The 21,805-nt window shown below is 60.8% G+C and carries 21 protein-coding genes; 12 read left to right on the top strand and 9 right to left on the bottom strand.

Features of this window, described 5'->3' with window-relative positions; genetic code table 11:
* Nucleotides 1-95: 95 nt before the first annotated feature.
* Nucleotides 96-2,366 carry a heavy metal translocating P-type ATPase gene (locus ACSQ8V_RS10405; protein WP_436205675.1) on the bottom strand — a complete coding sequence of 757 codons (2,271 nt, stop codon included), beginning with the start codon at nt 2,364-2,366 and terminating at the stop codon, nt 96-98.
* Between the two features lie 81 nt (nt 2,367-2,447).
* Between ACSQ8V_RS10405 and cadR the strand changes: the two genes are divergently transcribed.
* Entirely contained in the window at nt 2,448-2,879 is a 432-nt protein-coding gene (gene cadR, locus ACSQ8V_RS10400) for a Cd(II)/Pb(II)-responsive transcriptional regulator (RefSeq protein ID WP_436205674.1), read from the top strand.
* An 82-nt stretch (nt 2,880-2,961) separates the two neighbouring features.
* Here cadR and ACSQ8V_RS10395 read toward each other — a convergent pair whose 3' ends face one another.
* The 3 genes from ACSQ8V_RS10395 to ACSQ8V_RS10385 form a co-directional block, all read right to left on the bottom strand.
* Nucleotides 2,962-3,765, bottom strand: coding sequence for an aldo/keto reductase (locus tag ACSQ8V_RS10395; protein ID WP_436205673.1), 804 nt, complete (start codon nt 3,763-3,765; stop codon nt 2,962-2,964).
* Between the two features lie 54 nt (nt 3,766-3,819).
* Nucleotides 3,820-4,554 (bottom strand): glutathione S-transferase, encoded by a 735-nt coding sequence (locus tag ACSQ8V_RS10390; protein ID WP_436205672.1) that lies wholly within the window; start codon nt 4,552-4,554, stop codon nt 3,820-3,822.
* 167 nt (nt 4,555-4,721) lie between these two features.
* Nucleotides 4,722-5,807: a YeiH family protein gene (locus ACSQ8V_RS10385; RefSeq protein ID WP_436205671.1), complete on the bottom strand. Its 1,086-nt coding sequence runs from the start codon at nt 5,805-5,807 to the stop codon at nt 4,722-4,724.
* Between the two features lie 108 nt (nt 5,808-5,915).
* Here ACSQ8V_RS10385 and ACSQ8V_RS10380 point away from each other — a divergent pair, with 108 nt between their 5' ends.
* The 8 genes from ACSQ8V_RS10380 (at nt 5,916) to ACSQ8V_RS10345 (ending at nt 13,713) form a co-directional block, all read left to right on the top strand.
* A complete protein-coding gene (locus ACSQ8V_RS10380; RefSeq protein WP_436205670.1) occupies nt 5,916-6,806 on the top strand; it encodes a LysR family transcriptional regulator in 891 nt (296 codons plus the stop codon).
* A 391-nt stretch (nt 6,807-7,197) separates the two neighbouring features.
* Nucleotides 7,198-7,932 (top strand): sugar phosphate isomerase/epimerase family protein, encoded by a 735-nt coding sequence (locus ACSQ8V_RS10375; protein WP_436206635.1) that lies wholly within the window; start codon nt 7,198-7,200, stop codon nt 7,930-7,932.
* Nucleotides 7,933-7,966: 34 nt separating this feature from the next.
* On the top strand, nt 7,967-8,968 hold the full coding sequence (locus tag ACSQ8V_RS10370) for a sugar kinase (RefSeq protein ID WP_436205669.1): 1,002 nt from the start codon (nt 7,967-7,969) through the stop codon (nt 8,966-8,968).
* 63 nt (nt 8,969-9,031) lie between these two features.
* A complete protein-coding gene (locus ACSQ8V_RS10365) occupies nt 9,032-10,330 on the top strand; it encodes an MFS transporter (RefSeq protein ID WP_436205668.1) in 1,299 nt (432 codons plus the stop codon).
* A gap of 68 nt (nt 10,331-10,398) precedes the next feature.
* Complete coding sequence (locus ACSQ8V_RS10360) at nt 10,399-11,367, top strand: NAD(P)-dependent oxidoreductase (RefSeq protein WP_436205667.1); 969 nt, start codon at nt 10,399-10,401, stop codon at nt 11,365-11,367.
* A 78-nt stretch (nt 11,368-11,445) separates the two neighbouring features.
* The gene (locus tag ACSQ8V_RS10355) at nt 11,446-12,504 is read left to right on the top strand and encodes a LacI family DNA-binding transcriptional regulator (protein WP_213761462.1); all 1,059 of its coding nucleotides are present in this window, start codon (nt 11,446-11,448) and stop codon (nt 12,502-12,504) included.
* 20 nt (nt 12,505-12,524) lie between these two features.
* On the top strand, nt 12,525-13,343 hold the full coding sequence (locus tag ACSQ8V_RS10350; protein ID WP_213761461.1) for a YhfC family intramembrane metalloprotease: 819 nt from the start codon (nt 12,525-12,527) through the stop codon (nt 13,341-13,343).
* 1 nt (nt 13,344) lies between these two features.
* Entirely contained in the window at nt 13,345-13,713 is a 369-nt protein-coding gene (locus ACSQ8V_RS10345; RefSeq protein ID WP_089163775.1) for a DUF3022 domain-containing protein, read from the top strand.
* 44 nt (nt 13,714-13,757) lie between these two features.
* Here ACSQ8V_RS10345 and ACSQ8V_RS10340 read toward each other — a convergent pair whose 3' ends face one another.
* Complete coding sequence (locus ACSQ8V_RS10340; RefSeq protein ID WP_213761460.1) at nt 13,758-14,192, bottom strand: PGDYG domain-containing protein; 435 nt, start codon at nt 14,190-14,192, stop codon at nt 13,758-13,760.
* Nucleotides 14,193-14,375: 183 nt separating this feature from the next.
* Nucleotides 14,376-14,894: a Spy/CpxP family protein refolding chaperone gene (locus ACSQ8V_RS10335; protein WP_436181846.1), complete on the bottom strand. Its 519-nt coding sequence runs from the start codon at nt 14,892-14,894 to the stop codon at nt 14,376-14,378.
* A 352-nt stretch (nt 14,895-15,246) separates the two neighbouring features.
* On the opposite strand from ACSQ8V_RS10335, the gene ACSQ8V_RS10330 reads away from it, so the two are divergent.
* On the top strand, nt 15,247-15,708 hold the full coding sequence (locus tag ACSQ8V_RS10330; protein WP_031356349.1) for an Lrp/AsnC family transcriptional regulator: 462 nt from the start codon (nt 15,247-15,249) through the stop codon (nt 15,706-15,708).
* A gap of 173 nt (nt 15,709-15,881) precedes the next feature.
* The gene (locus ACSQ8V_RS10325) at nt 15,882-16,991 is read left to right on the top strand and encodes a saccharopine dehydrogenase C-terminal domain-containing protein (protein ID WP_436205666.1); all 1,110 of its coding nucleotides are present in this window, start codon (nt 15,882-15,884) and stop codon (nt 16,989-16,991) included.
* 88 nt (nt 16,992-17,079) lie between these two features.
* Here the strand turns inward: ACSQ8V_RS10325 and ACSQ8V_RS10320 are convergent, their stop codons facing one another.
* Together ACSQ8V_RS10320 and ACSQ8V_RS10315 are read right to left on the bottom strand one after the other, a co-directional pair.
* Entirely contained in the window at nt 17,080-18,381 is a 1,302-nt protein-coding gene (locus ACSQ8V_RS10320) for a cation:proton antiporter (RefSeq protein ID WP_436205665.1), read from the bottom strand.
* Between the two features lie 95 nt (nt 18,382-18,476).
* A complete protein-coding gene (locus ACSQ8V_RS10315; RefSeq protein WP_436205664.1) occupies nt 18,477-19,025 on the bottom strand; it encodes a cytochrome b in 549 nt (182 codons plus the stop codon).
* Nucleotides 19,026-19,274: 249 nt separating this feature from the next.
* Here ACSQ8V_RS10315 and ACSQ8V_RS10310 point away from each other — a divergent pair, with 249 nt between their 5' ends.
* Nucleotides 19,275-20,171, top strand: a complete 897-nt coding sequence (locus ACSQ8V_RS10310; RefSeq protein ID WP_436206634.1) for a LysR substrate-binding domain-containing protein — start codon at nt 19,275-19,277, stop codon at nt 20,169-20,171.
* Here the strand turns inward: ACSQ8V_RS10310 and ACSQ8V_RS10305 are convergent.
* Nucleotides 20,138-21,802, bottom strand: a complete 1,665-nt coding sequence (locus ACSQ8V_RS10305; RefSeq protein WP_436205663.1) for a GMC family oxidoreductase — start codon at nt 21,800-21,802, stop codon at nt 20,138-20,140. The genes ACSQ8V_RS10310 and ACSQ8V_RS10305 overlap by 34 nt on opposite strands.
* Nucleotides 21,803-21,805 lie beyond the last annotated feature (3 nt).

Here is a 21,805-nt window from a genome sequence, read left to right as displayed (position 1 = left end):
AGGCCAATGATGCGGGGCAAGGATATCACCCGCAAGGGGCCTCGGGGCAGTGCTCCGGCATCCATGTGCATACTGAGTTGCTTGGCACCGGCTGGTTATCGACGTAATAAGCGAAGTCCGTTGGCAACGACCAGCAAGCTTGCCCCTACGTCGGCGAGAACGGCCATCCACAGGGTTCCCGCACCCGTCAGCGCAAGCACGAAAAATACGGCCTTGATCCCCAGCGCCAACACGATGTTTTGTATCAACACTGCATGCGTCGCCTTCGAGAGCCGGATGAAAGCCGGGATCTTGCGCAAGTCGTCGTCCATCAACGCGACGTCGGCGGTTTCAATGGCCGTATCCGCGCCCAATGCGCCCATCGCAAAGCCGATATCAGCGCGGGCGAGGGCGGGGGCGTCGTTGATGCCATCGCCCACCATGCCTGCCGCCGCGCCGTCTGCCGCACGTTTTGCCACTGCCTCCGCCATTGCAGTGAGTTTGTCGGCGGGCAACTGGTCGCCGCGGGCTTCGTCGATACCCACGGCTTTCGCTATGGCCGCCACCGTATGCGAATTGTCACCGCTCAGCATCACGGTGCGAACGCCGAGTGCATGCAGGTCGCCGATGGCGGCACGGCTGGATTCTTTGACCGTGTCCGCGACGGCGAACAAAGCGAGTACGCCTTCTTCGCCGATCAGCAGGACGACGGTTTTTCCATTGCGTTCCAGCGTGTCGAGCCGGGCTTCCAGGCTGGCGGAACAACGCCCGAGCCCTTCGACCAGACGATGATTGCCTAGCGCGTAAGGTCGGCCGTCGATCGTCCCCTGCACGCCGCGTCCGGGCAACGCTTCGAATTCATCGACGGGTAAGTGAGAGATGTTGTCCGCGTTGGCGGCACGCGCGAGCGCCTGCGACACGGGGTGATCCGATCGTCCGGCGAGGCTGACTGCAAGCTGCCGGCATCGGTTGATGTCTGTATCGGCGAGGGCTTCGAAATCGGTCTGCGCCGGTGTTCCATGCGTGATCGTACCGGTCTTGTCGAGCGCGAGCCAGGTCAGCTTGCGACCCCTTTCGAGGGTGGAACCGCCTTTGATCAGAATGCCCTTTCGCGCCGCCGCAGTGAGACCACTGACGATAGTCACAGGCGTCGAGATCACCAGCGCGCACGGGCAGGCAATCACCAGCAGCACGAGGGCCTTGTAGATCCAGTCGTGCCAGACACCGCTAGCCAAGAGCGGTGGCAGGACCGCGACGAGCACCGCAAGCGCGAATATAACCGGCGTATAGACACGCGCGAACTGGTCGACGAAGCGTTGCGTCGGCGCTTTCGAACCTTGCGTCTCCGACACCGCGTGAATGATGCGGGCGAGCGTTGTATCGCTGGCGAGTGTCGTCACCCGATACTCGATCGACCCGGATTCGTTGATCGTGCCAGCGAACACGGCGTCGCCGGGTGCTTTATCGACCGGCAGGCTTTCGCCCGTGATGGGCGCCTGGTTCACCGTGGAGCGTCCGGCGCTTACCACGCCATCGAGTCCGATCCGTTCACCGGGTTTGAGGCGCACGACGGCGTTTATCGATACCGATTTGGCGTCCACGTCTTGCCACGTGCCGTCGGGTTGCTGGACGGTCGCGCGCTCGGGCGCAAGTTGCATCAGCTTCTGGACTGCGTTGCGCGCGCGGTCGAGCGACTTCGCTTCAATCAGTTCGGCAAGGCTGAAGAGGACCATGACCATGGCTGCCTCGGGCCATTGGCCAAGCACCAGCGCACCCGTGACGGCAATGCTCATGAGTGCGTTGATGTTGAGATTGCCGTTGCGAATCGCGCCCCAGCCTTTTTTGTAGGTTCCGAGGCCACCGGCGATGACAGCAAGCACGGCAAGCGACGCCGCGATCCAGCCGGGGAACGCGGCAAAGCTGACTATCTCCGATGCAACCGCCGCGGCGCAGGCCAGCGCGAGCGGCCAGTGCGCGGATTTCCTCGCGCTGGCGGCAGTTCCACCTTGCGGCGCTGATTCGGGCAATTCAGCGGTGAACCCCAGCGATCGAATGGCCTGCGCAATCGCCTCACGCTCAAGCGGCGAATGGTCCACGGTGAGCAAGCGCTGCATCAGGTTGAATTGCACGTTGTGCACGGAAGGCATGGCCGAAAGCTTCTTGCGTATCAACGCTTCTTCCGTCGGGCAATCCATCTGCGCGATGAGAAACACCGTGCGTTCGCCGCCGTTCAAAGGCTTTCGCGGAGCGGGGGCAGCGACCTTTGCCTCGGCGTGCGAATGTGCATGCGAGGGCGCATGGTCCGACGAATGGTCATGACCGTGGCCGCACGGAGACCTGGCCTGCTCTTCATCAACCGTGTGATTCGTTTCGCTGAGTGGGGACATCGTGGCTTCCTGAGGGGATCTATGGTTTAGTAGACGCCCTGAAGTCACTTCAAGGTCAAGCGTTGACCGGGAGCCCAAGCAATGAAAATCGGTGAATTGGCGAAAATGGCTCAGTGCACGACTGAAACCATCCGCTTTTACGAGAAAGAAGGCTTGATGCCGGAAGCCAGCCGGACAGATTCGAATTACCGGAATTACACGGAGGCGCACGCGGAACGTCTGCGGTTTATCCGTAATTGCCGCGCGCTGGATATGACGCATGACGAGATCCGCCATCTGCTCAGCGCGACCGATGCGCCTGGCGAACCGTGCGGTTCGATCAATTCGCTCGTCGATGAACATATTCTTCATGTAGACAGGCGGATCGACGAATTGACGCAACTCAAGTTGCAACTGGTTGCGTTGAGGAGCCAATGCACGACGGAAGAATCAGCGACGGACTGTGGCATCGTCCAGGCGCTTTCAACGAACAATGTCGCCCCCGCACGCGAGAAGCGGACACATTTGGGCTGAGTAGCGGAGCGGGGCGACCAGGGTCTGACAACCCGGCCTCTTCGTATCAAAGCCGGGTTGTGTTCTACGTCAAACTACTCAATCACCACTTCGGCGCGAACGGTGGCTTTGCATTTCGCTGGCCTTCGTCGAGCGCATCGATCTTTGCAATATCGTCGGCGTCCAGTCTCACCTTTTGCGAGTCCCAGTTGAGTTGTTGATGTTCCGGATTCGTCGATGCAGACAGCACCACGATATCGCGCGACAGCAGCCATGCAAACGTCACTTGAGCGGGCGTCACGCCATGCTTCTTCGCGATTGCCACCAACGTGGGATCTTTATGCGCGCGGCCTTCGCCCAGCGGCATATACGCAGTCACCTTCACACCAAGCTTTTGCGTTGCCTCGACCAGCTTGCGGTTCGCGAGGAACGGGCTGATTTCGAACTGATTCGTCACAATGCTCTCGCCGCCGGGCGCGTTCAACGCTTCTTCGAGCAACGGCGCGGTGAAGTTCGACACGCCGAAATACCGGATCAACTGCTGCTTCTGCGCGTCCTGAAAGCCCAAGATCGATTCAGCGACCGGCACCACGCTGTCCGGCGACGGCCAGTGAATCAACGCAAGATCGATTGTGCCGATGTTCAGCTTCTTGTGGCTTTCCACCAGGCTTTTCACCACGTCGTCACGACGCAGCCGGTCGTGCCAGACCTTGGTGGTCACCCAGATATCGTCGCGCGGCACGAGCGAGTCGCGCACGCCTTTCCCGACGGCTTCTTCGTTCTTGTAGAGCTGCGCGGTATCTATATGGCGATACCCGAGTTGCAGTGCGCTTGTGACAGACTTGGCGGTTTTCTCCGCATCCACGCGAAAGGTTCCGAGTCCGAAAGAGGGAATTGTTTCGACCATCTGATGCTCCTTTTGATTACGTTTATCCGATACAGGCCGGCCGGCTCAGGAATCCTAGGCGTCCTGATCCAGTTCCGGGTAATGACGAAAGATGCCGGATTCGTTGAATGGAATCCGGCGCTCCGAGTCCACATAAGCCGCGATGTTCGGTCGTTCCAGTACCGCATCATGCAACGCCGCCACGCGCGGATACAGACTGCCGAACTTTTTCATTGCGCGGGGAAAGGCGTAGTGCAGGCCATCGACAAGTTGAAATATCGACAGATCCACGTACGTGGTCGTGTTGCCGATCATCTGTGTGTCGCCGTGAGGATTCTGCGCGAGCACGCGCTCGAAATAGCCGATGAACTTCGGAACCCGGTTCTCGATGAAATCCTTCGAGCGCTTCTTGGCTGCGTCCTTCTGGTCTTCATAGTAAAGGCCGCTTGCCAGCGGATGATGGGTATCGTGGACTTCGGTCACCATGTCCGCGATCGTCAACTGCAAGCCGTGCGCGACATAGCGCAGGCCTTCGTCCTTCGGCGCGAGACCGAGCTTCGGCCCCAGATATTGCAGTATGTTCGCCACGTGCGGCACGATCAGTTCGCCATCCTTCAGGAATGGCGGGGCGAAAGGAATGTGCGGCTCGGTCTTGCTGTTGATGATCTTCATCATGGCGCCCGTGCCTTGTCCGTCCTTCTTCGCGCCGCGTGCAACGTCGACGTAGTCGGCGCCGGCGTCTTCCAGCGCGAGCCGGACGAATTCGCCTCGGCCCTGAAGACCATCCCAGTAATACAGTTCATAGGCCATCGGCAATATCCTCGCGGTGTGATTGCTGGAAACCCAAAGACAAGAACAAGAGGGTAGCAACACGCGTGCCGTTGTGCTTGCATCGCACTTGTAATCTCGCTGAAAAGCAAAAGCCCCGCAGGGGCGGCGGGGCTTTTGTGTTCCTGCAGACGGCACCTCTACGAACGTTACCCGAGCAGGCGCTCGACGCCTATGGTTATCGCGAGTCCTCCCCCGATCAGCCAGGCATACACGATGGCCCCGGTTACCAGCGCCCGTGGTCCGGCGCGGCGAATCTGCGCGATCCGCGTTTCGATGCCCAAGGCGGTCATCGCCATGGTCAACGCGAAGGTGTCGAGCGTGTTCAGCGTGTGGGTCGCGGTATCAGGCAAAACATGCAATGAATTCACGATCACGAGGGCGAGGAAACCGAGCGCGAACCAGGGAATCGCCAGCTTGCGCTTCGTGCCGCTGCCGTCGCTTTGAGCGCTGTTACGCGAGCGGTTCACCCACATGCCGATCACGAGCAGTACCGGCACAAGCAGCATCACGCGCGTCATTTTCACGATGGTCGCGATATGCGTCGCTTCCGGGCTCACGTTGCTGGCCGCGCCCACCACCTGCGCCACTTCGTGGATCGTGCCGCCGAAAAACAGGCCCACGCCCAGCGTATCCAGGTGCAGCCAGCCGAGGTGCAACGCGAGCGGGTAGAGGAACATGGAGAGCGTCCCGAACAGCACGACGCTGCCCACCGCCATCGCGCTTTTATGCGGCTCGGATTGCAAGGTCGATTCGAATGCGAGCACCGCCGCGGCGCCACAGATCGCGCTGCCGGCTGCGGTCAGCAATGCCGTATCGCGGTCGAGCTTCATCAGCTTCATGCCCGCCCATGTGCCGATGGCGAGCGTGCTCACTACCACCAGTACCGATACCGTCAAGCCCGGCAGCCCGACCTGCGCGATTTCCTGGAGGCTTACGCGCAGCCCGAAGAAGCCGACGGCGATACGCAGCAACTTGCGAGCGGAAAAGTTCACGCCTGACGCCCAGCTTTCCGGCATGCCGTCACGCAACGCATTGCCGTAGATCGCGCCGGCAACAATGCCGACGATCAGCGGACTGAGTCCCAGGTTCGAGATGAACGGCAGCGCGGCCAATTGCGTGACGGCGGCGGCGAACAGCGCGACGAACAAGATCCCGTTTAGCTGACCGCGCGTTTGACCGGCTGGGGCGGTTGGAGCGGAACGAGATGCGGCAGGAGTGGCGAGGGAATTCACGGTTTTTTCCGTTTTGGATTCGATACGCCAATCCTATTATTGATATATAGATATGAAAAATCGTCATTTAGAATGTAAAATATCCATTTGGCCGATAGTTGAGCGCCAATGACCCCAGACCAACTTATAACCTTCGCCACCGTCGCCGAGCATGCCAACATCAGCCGGGCGGCTGTTGCGCTGCATCTGTCGCAGCCGGCTGTGTCGGGGCAGTTACGCCAGTTGCAGGACGAATTCGGCGAGCCTTTGTATCAGCGCGCTGGCCGTGGAATCCGGCTGACCGCCGCTGGCGAACAGCTCGCGGTTTATGCCACGCGGATCCGGGAGACCGTCGGGCAGGCGCAGGCGTACCGGAACGCGCTGCGCGGGCTCGAGCGCGGCACGTTGAGGATTGGCGCGAGCACGACGCCGGCGAGTTACCTGTTGCCTTATCTGATCGCGGAGTTTCATCGGCAGCATCCGGATGTGACGGTTCACACGATCGATGGGAATACGGCTGAGATCATTGCGGCGCTGGGTTCGCTGGACATCGCGATGATCGAAGGGCCCGTGGGCGCCGATCCGCCGCCGGGAACTGAAGTCACAGAGTGGCGCGAGGACGAGATCGTGGCGATTGCGCCGCGCGGGCATCCGCTGGCGTCCGTCTCCGGCAGGGTGACGCTGGAAGCGGTATGTGCTCATTCACTGGTTTTGCGCGAGGGCGGGTCGGGCGTGCGCCAACTGGTCGAGCGCGCGTGCGCCCGGGCCGGCGCGCAGATGCGGGTCGCGCTGGAAATCGCGGGCGTGGAGGGCGTGAAGGAAGCCGTGCGGGCGGGAATGGGGATTGGTTTCGTGTCGGCGATGTCCATGCGCCATGAGGACGGCGCGCTGCTGCGTTTGCGAATCGCCCCGGAGCCGCTGACACGGCGATTTTCGATCCTGATGCCGCATGGAGCGGCAGCGTCGCGGGCAGCGGCGAGGTTTTATGCGCTGTGCGTGGAAGATGGGTCTGAGAAGTGACGATTGCCGCTGATTAGCTCGGCGTGGACGCTCGAATTTCGGTGAGATCCGATCTGTCACCAACCACGGATATCTGGATCTTGCCCGACGGCAGCGGCCCGGCATCGACTCCGATTCAAAGCTACCAGCACGTCAACCGTCGACCAGCGCAAGTAGATCGGTCACCCTTAGGGAATTCCAGAATAGCGCCCTTTTAACCCTAGGCGCATGATTTGACGTCACTCAGACGCAGCAGGCGTCTTTTTTGAAATTCGTTCTTGGAACCGGTTCCATTGACTGGTCAAAGGCAAATTCCGCTGTGAAACACGGCAATTCTGAGAATCTGATCAAAAATAACCCGGCTCATGCGACCGTCCCGGTGGTTATCGTGGCGAGCGCATTCGGCCCGGAAATGATCCGCCGCGACGGCCACGCAATCTGGGCGGAAGTGGCGGCAAAAGCAGGCGCGGCGGGTTTCGAAGTGCGCCGCGAATTGTTCTCCGATGAGACCCAATCCCAGCCCGCGTCCCTGTACGAACTCGGTCAGCGAATCCGGGCGGCCGGCATCTGGCCGGTCTATTCCACCCCCGCGACCCTTTTCGACGATACCGGCGCCCTCGATGAATCCGCGATGGAGCAGACCCTGAACGAAGCCGCTGCGCTCGATGCGCGCATCGTCAAATTCCAGCTCGGCGGGTCGGAGAGCACCGGCACGGCGACGGATTCCGCGACGCTCGATTGCTTGATCGCCGGTATCCGACATTCCAAGGCGCAGGTCGTCGTCGAGAATGGCCAACGGAAAGCGGGCGGCACAATCAATGCTTTTTCTGCGTTGTTCCACGCGCTGGAAAACCGCTCGCACACGCTCTCCATGACCTTCGACACCGGCAACTGGCAATGGGCGCAGCAAGATCCGCTCGAAGCGGCGCGACGTCTGGCCAAATATGTGGGTTACGTGCATTGCAAGGCGGTGCAGGGCGAAGGCGCGCGACGTTTCGCGACGGCCCCGGCAACCAACGACGCGCACTTCGCCGCGTTGCTGGCTTACTTGCCGGCGGACGTTCCTCGCGGCATCGAATTTCCGTTCGATCAAGACAATCTCGCCGCCGATGCTGCCCGCTACGTCAAGCAACTCGCATCGGCCTGAACACCCCCCATCAATGAATGACGAAGGACCGCTTATGACAACCCCTCTCGATGTCGTGACCTACGGTGAAGCCATGACGATGTTCGTCGCCGCCGAGACCGGCGATCTCGCGAAGGTCGGCCAGTTCACCAAGCGCGTGGCCGGCGCGGATCTGAACGTTGCGATCGGTTTGTCGCGGCTCGGTTTCCGGGTCGGCTGGATGAGCCGTGTGGGCCACGATTCGTTCGGCCGATACGTACTCGACGTGCTCGCGCAGGAAGGAATCGACGCGAGTTGCGTGACAATCGATGAGCGTTATCCGACGGCTTTCCAGCTCAAATCGAAGAATGACGACGGCAGCGATCCGGCGATCGAATACTTCCGCAAAGGTTCGGCGGCGAGCCATTTATCGCTCGATGACTATGTCGCCGACTACGTGCTCGGTGCGCGCCAATTGCATCTGACGGGCGTCGCACCGGCCATTTCGGCGACCTCGCGTGAACTCGGGTTCCATATGGCGCGAGAAATGCGCAAGGCCGGCAAGACCATTTCCTTCGATCCGAACCTGCGTCCCACGCTCTGGCCGTCGCGTGAAGCGATGGCGGAGTCGCTTAATGCGCTGGCCGCGCTGGCCGACTGGGTGATGCCGGGCGTCAGCGAAGGCAAGATCCTGACGGGCTTCACGAAGCCGGAGGATATCGCTCGTTTCTATCTGGATCAGGGCGCGAAGGGCGTGGTGGTCAAGCTAGGGGCGCATGGCGCGTACTTCCGCACCGCGGATAACGACGAAGGCACGGTGCAGGCGATCCCCGTCAAAAATGTCGTCGATACCGTCGGCGCGGGTGATGGTTTCGCCGTCGGCGTGGTGAGCGCGCTGCTGGAAGGGTATGACGTGCGCCACGCATTGACACGCGGTAACCGCATCGGCGCACTGGCGATCCAGGTGATCGGCGACAGCGAAGGTCTGCCGACCCGCAGCGAACTCGATGCGCTGGAACAAGCGGGCGGCAACGGGACGCAGGCCAGCGGGGCGTCGGCAGCCAAAGTCGCGTTGTAGAGGGCCGTCAAAGCCCTTTCATAGCCCCTTCACAGAACAAACGAGCCAGGGACGGAGACAATCATGCAGCCAGCCAGTGCCAACACCCATAAGCCCGCGCTCGCGGTGCGCCGCTGGTGGACGATCATGCCGATCGTGTTCATCACGTACAGCCTCGCGTATCTCGACCGGGCGAACTTCGGCTTCGCTTCGGCGGCCGGGATCAATCACGATCTCGGCATCAGCCACGGGCTGGCATCGCTGATCGGCGCATTGTTCTTTCTCGGCTATTTCTTCTTCCAGATTCCCGGCGCGATCTATGCCGAGCGTCGCAGCGTGAAGAAGCTCGTGTTTGTGAGCCTGATCCTGTGGGGCGGCTGCGCGGCGCTGACGGGCGTGGTCACCAACATCCCTTCGTTGATGGTGCTTCGTTTCATGCTTGGTGTCGTGGAAGCGGCCGTGATGCCCGCGATGCTGATTTTCATCTCCAACTGGTTCACGAAATCCGAGCGCTCGCGCGCCAACACCTTCCTGATCCTCGGCAATCCGGTGACGGTGCTGTGGATGTCGGTGGTTTCGGGTTATCTGATCAATTCATTCGGCTGGCGTCACATGTTCGTGGTGGAGGGCGCGCCGGCCATCATCTGGGCGGTGATCTGGTGGTTCATCGTGCAGGACAAGCCGGCGCAAGTTCAATGGCTTTCCGACCAGGAAAAACGCGATCTGGACAACACGCTGCGCGCGGAACAAGCGACGATCAAACCGGTCAAGAACTATGGCGAGGCGTTCAAGTCGCCCGCGGTGATCAAGCTGTCCGCGCAATATTTCTGCTGGAGCATCGGTGTGTACGGCTTCGTGTTGTGGCTGCCGTCGATTCTCAAGAACGCTTCCACGTTCGGCATGGTCGAGACGGGCTGGCTCTCGGCCGTACCGTATCTCGCGGCGACTATTGCGATGATCGCGGCTTCCTGGGCGTCGGACAAACTCGAGCGCCGTAAGTTGTTCGTATGGCCGTTCCTGCTGATTGGCGCGTTCGCTTTCGCAGGATCGTACCTGCTTGGATCGACGAGTTTCTGGGGCTCCTATACTTTGCTCGTGATCGCGGGCGCGGCTATGTACGCGCCTTACGGCCCGTTCTTCGCGATCGTGCCCGAGTTACTGCCCAAAAACGTGGCGGGCGGCGCAATGGCGCTGATCAACAGCATGGGCGCGCTTGGATCTTTCGTCGGATCGTATGTGGTCGGGTATTTGAACGGCGCGACGGGGTCGCCGGCGGCGTCGTATGTGTTCATGAGCGCCGCGCTGGTCGCGGCCGTCATACTGACGCTGATCGTGAAACCGCAGCCGGTCGCGCCCGCCGCTAAACTGGCTACACGTGCTTGAAATGCTTTAGACACGCTTGAGACGTTTGAGAGATCCCCAACCTTCTTGACTCCACAGGACCTGTTTCGATGAAAAAGAAAATCGTCGCGTATAAGCTGTTGCCCGCGGACGTGCTCGCGTATCTGCATGAACACGCGGAGGTCACGACCGTCGACCCGAAGCAGCACGACGTCTTCGTGGCGGCGTTGAAAGAGGCCCATGGCGCGATCGGCGCGGGCGTGCCGATTACGTCAGCCATGCTCGAAGGGGCGACGAAGCTGAAGGCGCTGGCGACGGTGTCGGTAGGTTTCGATGCCTTCGATATCGCCGACCTGAACCGCCGCGGCATCCTGCTCACGAATACGCCGGACGTGCTGACGGAATCGACGGCGGATACGGTCTTCGCGCTGATCCTCGCAAGCGCGCGCCGCGTGGTGGAACTCGCGGAATGGGTGAAGGCGGGCAAGTGGACGAAGAGCATCGGCGAAGACTGTTTTGGTGTCGATGTGCAGGGCAAGACGCTCGGTATCATCGGGTTGGGACGGATTGGCGGCGCGGTCGCGCGGCGCGCGTCGCTCGGCTTCAGGATGAACGTGCTGTACACGAACCGCAGCCCGAATGCGCAGGCTGAACGTGACTACGGCGCGAAGAAAGTCGATCTGGACGCGTTGCTCGCCACCTCCGATTTCGTGCTGCTGCAAGTGCCGCTAACCGCTGAAACGCGCAATCTGATTGGCGCCGAGCAACTGAAGAAGATGAAGCGCAGCGCGATCCTGATCAACGCATCGCGCGGACCGACAGTAGATGAAGACGCGCTGATTCAGGCGTTGCAGGACGGTACGATCCTCGGTGCGGGTCTCGATGTGTTCGTGGAAGAACCGCTGCCTGCCGACTCGCCATTGCTCAAGCTGAAGAACGTGGTGGCGCTGCCGCATATTGGCTCGGCCACGCATGAAACCCGCCACGCGATGAACAAGAACGCCGCTGAGAACCTGATCGGCGCGTTGAATGGCACGCTGACGAACAACATGGTGAATCCGGAAGCATTGAAGCGCTGAGCGGCTTGAGGCAAGCTCGCTGCATTGAACAAAGCGCGCCTTGGCGCGCTTTGTTCTTATCGGATGTCGAACGAGAACATGGCAAGAGACAATTTTTCGAATGACCGGCGTGCGACCATCACCGACGTCGCGCGCGAAGCAGGCACCGGCAAGACCAGCATTTCGCGATATTTGAACGGCGAGACGGGCGTGTTGTCGACGCAATTGCGCGAGCGCATAGAAGAGGCAATCGCGAAGCTCGATTACCGTCCGAACCAGATGGCGCGCGGGCTTAAACGCGGGCGCAACCGGCTGGTCGGGATGCTCGTCGCGGACCTGACGAATCCGTACTCGGTCGAGGTACTGCAGGGCGTGGAAGCAGCTTGTCACGCGTACGGTTATATGCCGCTGATCTGCCATGCGGCGAACGAGGTCGATCTGGAGCGGCGATACCTGCAATTACTGAGCACGTATCGTGTGGAAGGCGTGATTGTGAATGCGCTCGGCGTGAAGGAGGAGACGCTGGAAACGCTTGCTCGCGGCGGTGTGCCGGTCGTGCTGGTGGACCGCTCTGTCGACGGGCTCGTGACCGATATGGTCGGGCTGGACAACACTGAAGCGGTACGGATGGCGATCCGTCATCTCGTGAGCCAGGGTTTCGATGAACTGCTGTTTGTCGTCCAGCCGTACGCGCAGGTCAGCTCGCGACGCGTGCGCGAAGCGGCATTTCGTGACACTATCGGCGCGCTCGGCGTTTCTGGCGTGTCAGGCGCCACGATCGTGCTCGATCTGGATAATGACGAAACCCTTGCTGAAATTGACGCGCGTATTGACGCCGCGCAACGGCGGAATCGCCGCGTAGCGCTGTTTGCGGCGAACGCGCCGGTAGCATTGCGGGTCGCGCTGCATCTGAAGGCGCTTCATGGCGCCGACTGGCAGCGGCGGGTGGCGCTGATGAGTATCGATGACTCCGAGTGGGCCGAACTCGCCGGCATGACCACCGTGCGCCAGCCGACCTATACCATAGGCGAGCGCGCCGTCGAGTTCCTGCATGAGCGCATTGAAGGTGCGGTCATGGCGGCGCGAGAATGCCTTCTGCCGGGCGAACTGATCGTGCGGACATCGACATCAGCACCAACAAATAATGGCGGCACATAGTTCTTGAGGGAATTTAATTAATGGTAAGTGCCTTGACGCTGGTCTGTATCACCCTCGCGACGCTGCTGATTGCCGCGTTGCCTATCTGGTTGTATCGCAAGACAAAACCCCGGTTTGGTTTCGAGCGGCGCGACGTGATTGTCGGGATCGCGGTCTTCGCACTGTTTTCGATGGTGATCGAACGTGGCCTGCACGGGCTCGTCCTGAGCCACGCGACCACGGTCGGCTTGCTGATGAATCCGGCCATTTTCGTGGTCTACGGCGCGCTTGCCACGGGTCTGTGCGAAGAAATCGGGCGCTTCATCGGTATGAAATGGCTGATCAGACGCGATCCAGCTTCATTGCAGCGGCCGGGTACGGCGCTCGGCTATGGAATCGGCCACGGCGGGGCCGAAGCGTGGCTCGTCGGCGTGCTGGTGCAACTGCAGTGGATCCTCTACGCGTTGCTCGCCGATCGCGGCATGCTCGATCAATATTTCACGAGCGTCCCGGCCGAGTCGCTGCTGCGGCTGCACGCCGTGCTCGGCAGTCTTACGCCGGAATCCGCCGCGTTGTTCCTGGTCGAGCGGGCGGCGGCGTTCGTGTTCCAGGTGGGGTTGTCGGTGGGAATGTGGCATATGCTGCGCGAGCGTTTCCGCTTCACGCTGCCGTTCATGATTGTTGCGCACGCGCTGATCGCATTGCCGGTTGCGCTGTATCAGGCGCGCTTGATTCCGCTGCTCGCCGCCGACGCCGTGTATCTCGTGTTCGGGTTGATCGTGATGCGCGCACTTCGGCGCTATTTCCTGGGCGTGGCGGCAGCCGCGAATCGAGCCGCGCGCGCGAAGGCGGGGAACTGAGATGGACGACGAATATCAATACGACTGTCCGAGCGCCGATATCGAATTGCTGGCGCGCGTGGTCAGCGACCTATTCCCGGAGCAGACGCAATTTTCCGAGCGCCCGGGCGACGACGGCCAGCTATCCCTCGTGATTCATTACGTGGCAATGCGCTTCGGTGCAACGGCGCGCCGCATTGCCATCGATATCCGTTTCGATCCCGCCGCGCTCGCGCGTTACAGGGCGATGCCGCCGCGGCTGCACGCGCGTAGCTATGCGGTGCTACGTGCCTATGTGGAAGCCACGCTCGGCTCGCTCGAGGAGATGTACGCGGGCGGAGAAACTGTGCCGCGCACGGTGGAGATCGATATAGGTGAAGATTTCGCGTGAGCCTGGATGCAGCCGGGCCAAGCCCTGCGCTACCTACGCGCTTATCAAGCGCGCTTATAAACCTTCGCGAAACGGGCCGCCTTGACTACCCCGTAGTCGCCCGGCGCGTATTGCATGACCCAGTCGCCCCCTTCGCCGTGAAGCACATCGCCGGCTTCAGAACGCGCGATTGAAAACGCTTCGTGCATTTGTTTCGCCAGGACCGCGACTGGCACGTTCCGGTACGCACCGGCGTGGCCATGCGTGACGCCGTCGTGCGCGACGTACTTGGCATCGAACCGATCCCGCGATACCACCCAGCGCTCGCCGGTAGCGCCCGTGATCAACGCATCGCCGGGAGCATAGCGGTTCGGGCCTTCCAGGCTCATCAGCGAGCCGGGTTCTTCAGCAAACTCGACCGCGACGGTTTCGTCTTTCACCACGCGATGCGCGGCGGGGTCAGCGGTGAGGTCGAGGTGGGTAAGGGTGATTGGCGTCATGCGGATGTCGTGGAAAACGCTGAAACGATAATAATCCGCGATCGTAACGCCAAGCTCCCCGTTATGCATACCGCCATGTGAAAGCGCCCGCATCGAAATCTCGAAGCGGGCGCTTTTTCACGAGCTCACCACGGGCATGACCCGCGTGAAGTCCGGCATTCAGATCAAGCAGTTACCGCAAGCTTACGGCTTGGTGGTCGAAGCACCATCAGCCGCTGCGGCTGCCGGCGCCTTGCGATGCGGCGCGCGGCCTTTATGCGCGCCCGGCTTGCTCGACTGGTGGAAGCTTGCGTCGGCGAGTTTCTTTTGCTCCGGCGAAAGGCTTGCGTACAGCGGCTCGAAAGCCTCGACCAGACGCTTCGTACCGTCCGCGTGTGCTTGCGTGATCTGCTCGTACTGCTTCATGTCGTCGAGCGCGCTTGTGTTGTCGCCCAGCGCAATGCGCTGACGGTACAGATCACCCATTGTGTGGCCGTTGTCGCGCATGACGTCGGCGAACTTGTTCCATTGCTCGTCCTGGGCAGGGGTGATCTTCAGCTTGGCATGCAGTTCCGAAATGCGTTGCTCGACGCGCGCCTCACGCGCCTGGCTGCGTGCCGTATCTGGTGCCGATGCGCCCGCGGGCGCTGCCGGAGCGGACGATTGGGCGAAAGCCGTGGAAAGGGCCAGCGAGGCAGCCAATGCAACGAATGTTTTTTTCATGGGTGACACCTTGGGTCCATTGAGAAGGGGCAAGCAATACACGGAAAAGATAACGTGTGATGTTTGGCCGACGCCGCTATTAATATCACGTTAGCGCACGGTGTTGCTCGGGTTGCCACAACTGCTTACAACCGATACGTCCGCGAAAAAAATGCGATGAAGGAGCAATCCGGGTCCGTAGTGGTAGGAGTTTAACCAACAAGCGAGGGCAGGCGCAGTTTGATGCGCTCGTGTTTTAATGTCTTTGCTTTTTCATGGCTTTGTCATGCTTTGTTACGCGCATGAAGTCGTTCATGATTTCATGCCTCAGTTTCGCTGGTTTAAACAAAATCAAACAAAAGGATCACCCTCCATGCGACCGCCGCGCCTCGATCAGCTCGACGACATCGACCGGAATCTTGTCGCGTCTTTGCAGGTGAATGCCCGCGAAAGCGTGTCCGAGCTTGCGCGTCAACTCGGCATTGCGCGCACGACGGTGATCGCCCGGCTTGCGCGGCTTGAGAAAACCGGCGTGATTGCGGGGTATGGCGTCCGGCTGGGACAAGATGTACTCGATGCCAGTATCCAGGCCTACGTGGGCATCAAACTGGCGCCGAAGTATGGCCGCGACGTGCAGAAGCGCTTCGCCAGGATGCCCGAGATGCAACTGCTCTGCGCGGTGAGCGGCGAGTTCGATTATGTTGCGTGGCTGCGGGCGGATTCCCCCGACCGGCTGAACGATCTGCTCGATGAAATCGGCGGCCTGGAAGGCGTTGAACGCACGACGACATCGATCATTCTCGCCCGCAAGGTTGATCGCGGCGGCCTGGGTTAAAAGATCCGTTCGGCAGAGTTAACCAGGCGATTTCATACAATTTGTCGCATGGGGTCGTCAAAACGTCGAATCTGATAGTCGATTCGCATCATTTTGTGTCTTTTATCAATATTCATGCGCTCCTAAACTGATGGCCGGAGATTGCCTGTTGACCGCCCATCAAGGAGATAAACATGAAAATTGCCCTCATCGGCGCCGGCCTGATTGGCCAGAGCATTGCTCATTTACTGCGTGAAACCGGCGACTACGACGTGGTCGTTTTCGATCGCGATGCCCACGCGCTCGACCTGCTTGAAGCGCAGGGCATTCCCACCCGCCGCGTCGATTCCGCCGACGCGAACGCACTGCGTCTCGCACTGCAAGGCTTCGACGCACTCCTCAACGCGATGCCGTATTACCTCGCCGTGACCGTCGCAACGGCGGCGAAAGCGGCCGGCGTGCATTACTTCGACCTGACTGAAGACGTGCGGGCAACCCACGCGATCCGCACGATCGCCGACAATTCCAGCCACGCCTTCATGCCGCAATGCGGCCTGGCGCCGGGGTTCATCGGCATCGTGGCGCACGATCTGGCGAAGCGCTTCGCCGAGGTGCGTGAGGTCAAGATGCGGGTTGGCGCGTTGCCTGAGTTTCCGACCAACGCGTTGAAATACAACCTGACCTGGAGCATCGATGGGTTGATCAACGAGTATTGCCAGCCGTGCGAGGCTATCCGCGACGGCAGTACGCAATGGGTACAGCCGCTGGAAGGGCTGGAGCATTTTTCACTCGATGGCACCGAGTACGAGGCGTTCAATACATCGGGCGGGCTGGGTACGCTATGCGAAACGCTGGCCGGCAAGGTGGAGACGCTGGATTACAAGTCGGTGCGGTATCCCGGGCATCGCGAGTTGATGAAGTTCCTGCTCGACGACTTGCGCATGTCGAGTGATCGCGACGGATTGAAGGCGATGTTGCGGCGTGCCATCCCGGTAACGGCGCAGGACGTCGTGCTGGTATTCGTCACGGCAACAGGCATGCGCGACGGGCGCCTTGTGCAAGATGTATTCACGCGCAAGATCTTCGCGAAGAACGTATGCGGCGTGCCAATGAGCGCGATCCAGATCACGACCGCCGGCGCGATCTGCGCGGAACTCGATCTGTTCCGTGAAGGCATGTTGCCGCAGAGCGGCTTTATCCGGCAGGAGCAGGTGCCCCTGGAAGCGTTTTTGGCGAACCGGTTCGGACAGTTGTACGAAGGTGCGAGCACGCTGGGCGTTGTCCGGCAACTAGAGGCTGCCTGAGGCTTCGCTCGGTCTGCCGGTTTTGAGCGTGGGGCGAAGTGAGCGGTCAACCATCGCTTTGCCTGACCAAATCCGGTAGACCGGCAGATCAACTTCTCCTGTATCGATTCATCAGCGGCGTCGAGGTAATGCCATGCAGGATCACCGACGCCGCGATCACTCCCAGCACCAGCGGCGCAAGCGTTTCGGCAACGCTGCGAGGCGCATGCTCCAACGCGTACGTCAGGTAATAAAACGACCCAACGCCGCGAATCCCGAACCAACTGGTGAGCAAGCGCTGCGAGCGCGTCGCCGATGAACCCAGCAACGAAGCCTGCACCGACACCGGCCGCGCTACGAAAAACAACAGCCCGATTACCGCGGCACCTTGCCACGTAAACAGCCGGTCCCAAACATTGGCGAGCACGCTGCCTACCATCAGCATCACCGCGACTTCCGCGATTCGCTCGAGTTCTATCGTGAAGCCGAGCACCCGTTCCGCGACAAACGCATGCGCTCGATCGGGATCGGAGGCGGTGGCGCCAACGTCCTCGGTATCGATCACACCCACCGCTTCATGCGCCGACTTGTCACCGCTGGCCTTTTGCTCGACGCGCCGCATCGCGAGGCCCGCCGCGAACACGGCCAGGAACGCATACGTATGGATCAATTCGGCGACGCCATACGCGAGCGCGATCAAGCCCAGCGCATAAAAACCTTCGGGTCCGAGAGCCAGGCCATGGCGAGTGCGCAGCCACGCAATCAGCCGTACCGCGAGGTCTCCCAGCAGCCAGCCCACGGCCAACGCACCGGCGACACCCCAGAGGGCATCGCCGGCGAAATGCCAGCTCAGCGCCTGCTGGGGCGATACCTCATAGTTGCATACCGCGATTCCCAGCAACGCAAACGGCAGCGCAATGCCGTCGTTCAAACCGCCTTCGCCGGTGAGCGAGAAGCGCAGCAAGTCGATATCGCCGGGAACCTGCACTTGCACGTCATGGGCGAGCACGGGATCGGTGGGGGCGAGCATCGCGGCGATCAGTAGCGCAGGTCCCCAGTTCATATGCAGCAGATAGACGCCTGCCAGTGTCATGATGGCGACCGTTGCCACCATCGCGACCAAACCGAGGCGCAGGGGCAAGAGCCAGATGCGGTCGGTGGGCGGCACGCGCAGCCGCAGCCCGATCGCGAATAGTGACACCAGCATGGCGACTTCGGTAATCCGGCGCAGCAGGGTGGCTTCGCCCAGCAGATCGATCTTCAGCAGGCCGATGCCAAACGGACCCAGCCCGAAACCAATGGCGAGATACACCATGGCGCTGCTGATCGGCAGTTGTTTGAACGTCGAACTGGCAAGCCCCATGAAAATGAGAACACCGCCAACGACGAGAAACCATATCGTTTCGGTCATGAGAGCCTGAGGTAAATGCAGCGTACTCGAACAGGAGCAAGAGGCATGCCACAGGCTTTGCCGTTATGGCATCGCCGAAACGCTTCGGCCCTGCGTTACAGCATGCGCCGCAATGTGCCGTCCTTGAGCACTACATGATGTCCGATCGCCGCTAACGCGTGCGCGCCGATGACCCAGTAGAACAAATTCCCAAGAAACTCATGGGCTTCCTTGATGACGGGCCGTGCGACCGGATCGGCACCGACGAGCTGTATCTGCCAGCCCAGCCCGGCGAGCGTCACCGGATGCCCGCCCAGGTTGATCATCAGGATTCCGAGTAAAGGCTGCGCAAAAATGAACACGTATAGCGCGAGGTGGACCAGGCGAGCAAGGAAAGTGAGCACGCGAGCGTCGGCGATCTCCGCGGGTGCGCCGTGCCACAAGCGCCATGCCAGGCGGAGCACAGCCAGCGATAACACCAGCGTGCCGCACCAGAAATGCACGTTGTTCCAGAAAATGCGGCTGTCGCTGCCTTTGGGTCCGCGGATCTCGATGGCGAAATAAGCCAGCGCGATCAGGACGACAATGGCCCAATGAAAGAAAATCGAGGGCTTCGAATAGCGTTCCAGGCCTGGCGTATTCGGGGTGGTTGATCCAGCGGGCATGCAGTTCTCCGGTATGTTTCATTGAGCGGTTCCGCCCGTGGCACGAGCATGCAATGAACGGATAATGGCGTACGCATATTCCATCGATCCTTCCATCGATCCGGCGTGAGGATGTCAAACCGCTACAGTTCGAACGGATGGCTGAGTAAGATCACGCGAACGTGCGCTCAACCGATGCTCGCCGCCCCGGGCTCATGTGTCAACGCGCCAACGAGACAACGAACTTTCCGATCCGCCGTGAAACGTAAAATGCCCGCGCTGAATGCGCTCAAAGCCTTCGAGGCGGCCGGTACCACCGGCAGCTTCACCCGTGCAGCCGCGCTGCTCAACGTCACGCAAAGCGCGGTCAGCCGGCAGGTCCGGCAACTTGAGGAGCAGCTTGGCGAGACGCTGTTTTCCCGCCGTCATCAGCATCTCGTCCTCACGCCCAGCGGCCGCGTGTTGCTGCGCGCGTTGCAACAATCCTTCGACAAGATCGAACTGACCGTCCGCGCGATCGGCCAGAAAAATGATGTCAACCGCTTGCGCATCAATGTCCCGCCGACCTTTGCCGCGCGCTGGCTGGTGCCGCGCCTCGGGCGCCTGCGCGAGGCGTTTCCGCAACTCGACCTGAGCATTACCACGCGTGTGGACGATGGCCTCACGGATTCGAACCGGCTCGACTGCGCGGTGCGTTTCGGCGATGGCGAATGGAATAACCTTGAAAGTACCTTGCTGATGCACGAGCGGCATATCGCGGTGGCGTCGCCCGCGTTGCTGGATCGTGAAGGCGTGGATACGCCGGTGGAGCTGAACCGCTTCACCTTGTTGCATGTTCTATCGGGCGAAGATCAGCGGTATCTGACCTGGCAACACTGGCTGGACGCCGCGCGTATAGAAGGCGTGGACACGGACAACGGTCACGAATTCGACCTGCTCGATTTATCGATACAAGCCGCAGTTGACGGCATGGGCATCACCATTGCCGATCGTCACATGATCGCGGCCGAACTGGCGTCCGGGCAATTGCGGCAGGTGCTGGATGTGGAGGTGGAAGGGCGCCAGTCGTACTGGTTCGTGCTGCGTCCCGAGCAGCGTGCAAGCGGGACGCAGCGGCTTTTCCAGCAGTGGCTTCAGGCCGAAGCGGCGGCAAGCGCTTCGCGTTGAACGAAGGTGGGTGTGGCGGCATCGGCGAGAATCATTTGCGCGCCTTTTTCAGCCACCATCATCACGGGTGCATTGATATTGCCGGACGTGACGTTCGGGAAAATGGACGCATCGACGATCCGCAATGCCTCGATGCCATGCACCCGCAGACGGTCATCGACTACTGCGGTCTGCGGGTCCGGGCCCATCGCGCACGATCCACACAAGTGATAGATCGAGCCGCTGTTCTCGCGGAAATACTGCAGCATGGAAGCCTCGTCGCCATCGGGCACGACTGACGCGCCCGGCAGCGTTTCTTCCACCGTGACCGCGCGCAACGCAGGGGCCTGCATGATCGAGCGGATCAGCCGGCTGCCCTGGATCACTTCATCTATATCCTTTTGCGTCGTCAGATAGTTCGCGTGAATCAACGCAGCATCGTTTGCGTTCGCCGACGCGATCTCGATCGATCCGCGGCTCGTCGGCCGGCACGGATTGAACGCGAGCAGGAAGCCGGGATACGGCTCGGGCGTGAGCTGCGAGCGGTTCGATTTCGGAATCCGGTACGACAACGGATTGAAGTAAAGCTGCAGGTTCGCGAGCGGGCTGGCCGGGTCGGTGCTGAAGAATCCACCGGCCTGATTCACGCTCATCGCAAGCGGCCCTTTGCGCGTCAACAGATATTGCAGACCGAGCTTCAGCTTGCCGAGCAGCGAACCGAAATCGCCATTCAGCGTAGGCATATTCGCGCGATAGTAGTAGCTCGCGCAGAGATGATCCTGCAGGTTCTGGCCGACGGCGGGAAGCGCATGCAGGACGGGAATCCCGTGGCGCTCAAGCAGTGCCTTCGGACCGATGCCCGAGAGTTGCAGCAGCTTTGGCGTGTCAACCGCACCCGCGCACAAAAGCACTTCGCGTGCGGCGTGGAACGTCTTCTTGACGCCGTTTTGCGATACCTCGACGCCCTTGGCACGCAGTCCATCGAACAGTACGCGCGAAGTCAGCGCGTGATGTTCGATATGCACGTTCGAGCGCTTCAGTGCCGGTTCCAGATACGCCACGTTGCTCGACGCACGCTGGCCTTTGTGGGTGTTTACATCGTAGACGCCGGCACCTTCGATCTTCGCGCCGTTGAAGTCGTTATTGCGCGGAATCTTGAGTTCATCGCAGGCATCGAGGAAGTGGCGCGTGATGGCGTGAATACCACGTTTCATCGATGTCACGTGGATCGGGCCGCTCGCGCCATGCACGGCAGTGTCCCCGGCCTCGTGTGTTTCCAGCTTGCGGAAATACGGCAGCACGTCCTTGTACGACCAGCCAGCGTTTCCCGCAGCGGCCCAGTCGTCGAAATCGCGCGGTGCGCCACGCACGTAGATCATCGCGTTGATGGAGCCCGAGCCGCCTTGCACCTTGCCGCGCGGTGCATAGATTTTCCGGTCCGCCAACTGTGCTTCCGGCTCGGTGTAATACATCCAGTTGCAGGCCGGATCATAGTAGGTCTTGGCAAACCCGACTGGAATCTTGAACCAGAACGAATCGGCCTTGCCACCCGCTTCGAGTACAAGCACGGAGTATTGTCCCGACGCGGACAGCCGCTCGGCGAGAATGCAGCCGGCCGATCCCGCGCCAACGATGATGTAGTCGTAAGTCATGTT

Source organism: Caballeronia sp. LjRoot31 (assembly GCF_964253885.1).
Taxonomy (GTDB): Bacteria; Pseudomonadota; Gammaproteobacteria; order Burkholderiales; family Burkholderiaceae; genus Caballeronia.
Note: the sequence above shows the minus strand (reverse complement) of the source record. Positions and strands in the feature narration are given on the sequence as shown.